The organism is Rhodoblastus sp. (genome assembly GCF_041915505.1).
In the GTDB taxonomy this organism is placed as follows: Bacteria; Pseudomonadota; Alphaproteobacteria; order Rhizobiales; family Beijerinckiaceae; genus Rhodoblastus.
The window spans coordinates 1-3,259 of sequence record NZ_JAYSBG010000375.1 but is presented as its reverse complement, the minus strand read 5'-3'; the positions used below and the strand labels follow the sequence as shown (position 1 = coordinate 3,259).

Here is a 3,259-nt window from a genome sequence, read left to right as displayed (position 1 = left end):
CGATATGGCCATGAATGAGCGGCTTGCCGGGCTTCATGTTCACTTTCCAGAACTGAAGCTCCATGCCCTCGCGTGCAAGGGCCCCGCGCACCAGATCGCGATCGCCGACGGAGGCGCCGCCAATGGTGACCAGCACATCGGCGTTCGCCGCGCGGGCGCGGGAAATGGCGGTTTCGATCTCGTCGAGCCGGTCGGAGGCGAGGCCGAGGTCGAGCGGCTCGCCGCCCGCCGCAGCGATCAGGCCGAGCACGCAAAAGGCGTTGGAAGCGACGATCTGGTCCGGCCCGCGCAGCGCGCCCGGCGCGACCAGTTCGTCGCCGGTCGAGAGCAATGCGACCAGCGGCTTGCGGATGAGCGGCAGCGTGGCGTGATCCGCGGAGGCGGCGAGGGCGATATCGGCCGGGGTAAGCCGCCGTCCCGCGCGCAGGATGACCGCGCCTTCGCGGAAATCGATTCCGGCCGCGCGAACGTTGCGGCCCGGCGCCAGCGGCGCCGTCGCCGTGACCTTTTCGCCGTCGCGGCGGGCCTCTTCCTGAATCAGAACGCTATCGGCGCCGTCCGGCACGGGCGCGCCGGTAAAGATGCGCACGGCCTCGCCGGGTCCGCACAGGCCGGTAAAACCATGGCCGGCCGAGGATTCGCCGATGACGCGCAGAGGACCGGCCGCCGCGTCGGCGGCGCGCAGGGCGTAGCCGTCCATAGCGGACAGCGCCTTCGGCGGCTGGGTCCGTCGCGCCGCGACATCGCGGGCGAGCGTGCGCCCGAAACAGAGCGAAAGCGGGACGTCCTCGGCCGCTAATGGGCCGGGGACATTGGCGAGAATCGCCGCGAGCGCCTCGTCGACGGAAAGGGGCGGCTGCTGTTCGGTCATGGGATCAGTTCTCACTCGGCGCGGAAATAATCGCCGGATTTGCCGCCGGTTTTCTCCGCGAGCACGACGCCCTCGATCCGCATGGCGCGGTCGGCGGCCTTGAGCATGTCGTAAATGGTCAGGCAGGCCACCGAGACGGCGGTGAGCGCCTCCATCTCGACCCCGGTCTCGCCCAGCACCTTTGCGCGCGCGGAGACGCGAAGGCCGGGCAGGGCGGAATCGGCGGCGATTTCGACCTCGACCTTGGTCAGGTTGAGCGGATGGCACAGCGGAATCAGTTCATGGGTGCGCTTCGCGGCCATGATCCCGGCGATGCGCGCCGTCGCGAAAACGTCGCCCTTCTTGGCCTGACCGGAGAGACAAAGCGCCAAGGTCTCGGGCGCCATGACCACCGCGCCGCGCGCGACGGCCTCGCGTTCGGTGCGCGGTTTGGCCGAGACGTCGACCATGTGGGCCTCGCCCGCCTCGTTGAGATGGGTCAGGCCGGGTTTGGCGGCGGTCATGCCGGTTCGGCGGCGGGGACGCCCGTGAGCAGCCGACGGGTCGCTTCGCTGACATCGGCCTGACGCATCAGGGATTCGCCGACCAGAAAGGCGCGCACGCCCGCCTTTTGCAGGCGGAGAATATCGGCATGGGAGGCGATGCCGCTTTCGGCGACGATCAGGCGGTCCTTCGGCGCGCGGGCGGCCAGCCGCTCGCTGTTTTCGATCGCCACCGAGAAATCGCGCAAATTACGGTTATTGATGCCGACCAGCGGCGTCTCGAGAGCGAGGGCGCGGTCGAATTCCGCGTCGTCATGCGCCTCGACCAGCACGTCCATGTGCAGATCGTGGGCGGCGGCGTTGAGCGCCCGGGCCTCGCGGTCGTTGACGCAGGCGAGAATGATCAGGATGCAATCGGCGCCGGCGGCGCGGGCCTCATAGACCTGATAGGGGTCGAACAGGAAATCCTTGCGCAGGGACGGCAGACGGGTGGCGTCGCGTGCGGCGGTGAGATCGTCGAGCTTGCCCTGGAAGGACGGGCCGTCGGTCAGCACCGACAGGCAGGCGGCGCCGCCGGCCTCATAGGCGCGGGCGAGGACCGGGGGCTGGAAATCCGCGCGGATCAAGCCCTTGGACGGGCTGGCCTTCTTGACCTCGGCGATCAGCGCGGGCAGGCCGGCGTCGGCCTTGGCCTCGATGGCGCGCACGAAGCCGCGCGGCGGATCGCGGTCATGCGCGCGGCGTTCGAGCGTGGCGAATGGCACGCGGACTTTCGCTTCGGAAATTTCCGTCCGCTTATAGGCTTCGATTTTTTTCAGAATGTCCGACATGGCCCACCCTAGCGCCTATTTTCCCGCCTGTGTACCCAGGCTTTCCGCCTCGTTCGACAGTCTTATCAGATTTTCCAGCGTTGCGCGCGCCCGGCCGCTGTCCAGCGCCGCCTCGGCCAGGCGGAGGCCGGCCTTGAGATCGGCGGCCTTGCCGGCCACCACCAGAGCGGCGGCGGCGTTGAAGGCGGCGATGTCGCGATAGGCGTTCTTCGCGCCATCCAGCACGGCGCGCAGGGCGGCGGCGTTATGGGCCGGGTCGCCGCCGCGCAGCTCCTCAAGCGTCGCGCGCCTCAGGCCGACATCCTCTGGCGCGATCTCGAAGCGCCGCAGGGCGCCGTTTTCAAGGGCGAGCACATTGGTCGGCCCGGTCGTCGTGATTTCGTCGAGCCCGTCCGAGCCGTGGACGATCCATACCGTCTCGGCGCCGAGCGTTTTCAGCGTCTCGGCGATCGGCTCCATCCAGGCTTCGGCGTAAACGCCAATCAAAGCGCGGCGGACGCCGGCCGGATTGGAGAGCGGCCCGAGCAGGTTGAACAGGGTTCGCGCGCCCAGTTCGCGGCGCACGGGGGCGACATGGGCCATGGCGGCGTGATGAGCCTGCGCGGTCATGAAGCCGATATTGGCTTCGCGCAGGCTTTTCTCGATGATCTCCGGCGCGATGCCGATGCGCACGCCGAGTTCCGACAACACGTCGCTGGCGCCGGACAGCGAGGAGGCGGCGCGATTGCCGTGTTTGGCGACCGGAACGCCGCAGGCCGCGACGATCAGCGCGGCGAGCGTCGAAATATTATAGGTCTGGGCGCCGTCGCCGCCGGTTCCGACGATGTCGATGGCGTCGTCCGGCGCGCGCACGCGCAGCATCTTGCCGCGCATGGCGGAGACCGCGCCGGTCATTTCGTCCAGCGTCTCGCCCCGGGCGCGCAGGCCCATCAGAAAGGCGCCGGTCTGCGCGGGGGTCGATTGGCCGGAGAGCAGCAGGTCGAAGGCGGCCTCGGCCTCCTGCCGGGTGAGGCGGGCGCCGGCGGCGATCCGGACGAGAAAGGGTTTGAAGGCGTCCACGGCGCTTATTTCGCTCT

4 protein-coding genes are annotated in these 3,259 nt (G+C 69.1%); all 4 read right to left on the bottom strand.

The window, feature by feature from the left end; all coding sequences use genetic code 11:
• Positions 1 to 871 (bottom strand): molybdopterin molybdotransferase MoeA (locus ACE3S9_RS17155; protein WP_374547696.1); only part of this gene is annotated, 871 nt, incomplete at its 3' end.
• Between the two features lie 11 nt (positions 872 to 882).
• Positions 883 to 1,374, bottom strand: coding sequence for a cyclic pyranopterin monophosphate synthase MoaC (moaC, locus tag ACE3S9_RS17150; RefSeq protein ID WP_374547695.1), 492 nt, complete (start codon positions 1,372 to 1,374; stop codon positions 883 to 885).
• Positions 1,371 to 2,183 (bottom strand): indole-3-glycerol phosphate synthase TrpC, encoded by an 813-nt coding sequence (gene trpC, locus ACE3S9_RS17145; RefSeq protein WP_374547694.1) that lies wholly within the window; start codon positions 2,181 to 2,183, stop codon positions 1,371 to 1,373. Before trpC ends, moaC begins: the two co-directional genes overlap by 4 nt.
• Before the next feature lie 15 nt (positions 2,184 to 2,198).
• Positions 2,199 to 3,242, bottom strand: a complete 1,044-nt coding sequence (trpD, locus tag ACE3S9_RS17140) for an anthranilate phosphoribosyltransferase (RefSeq protein ID WP_374547697.1) — start codon at positions 3,240 to 3,242, stop codon at positions 2,199 to 2,201.
• Between the last annotated feature and the right edge of the window lie 17 nt (positions 3,243 to 3,259).

What these genes read in the sequence shown, in the direction of transcription:
- moaC (WP_374547695.1), bottom strand. Translation starts at nt 1,374, where the DNA reads ATGACCGCCGCCAAACCCGGCCTGACCCATCTCAACGAGGCGGGCGAG.
- trpC (WP_374547694.1), bottom strand. Translation starts at nt 2,183, where the DNA reads ATGTCGGACATTCTGAAAAAAATCGAAGCCTATAAGCGGACGGAAATT.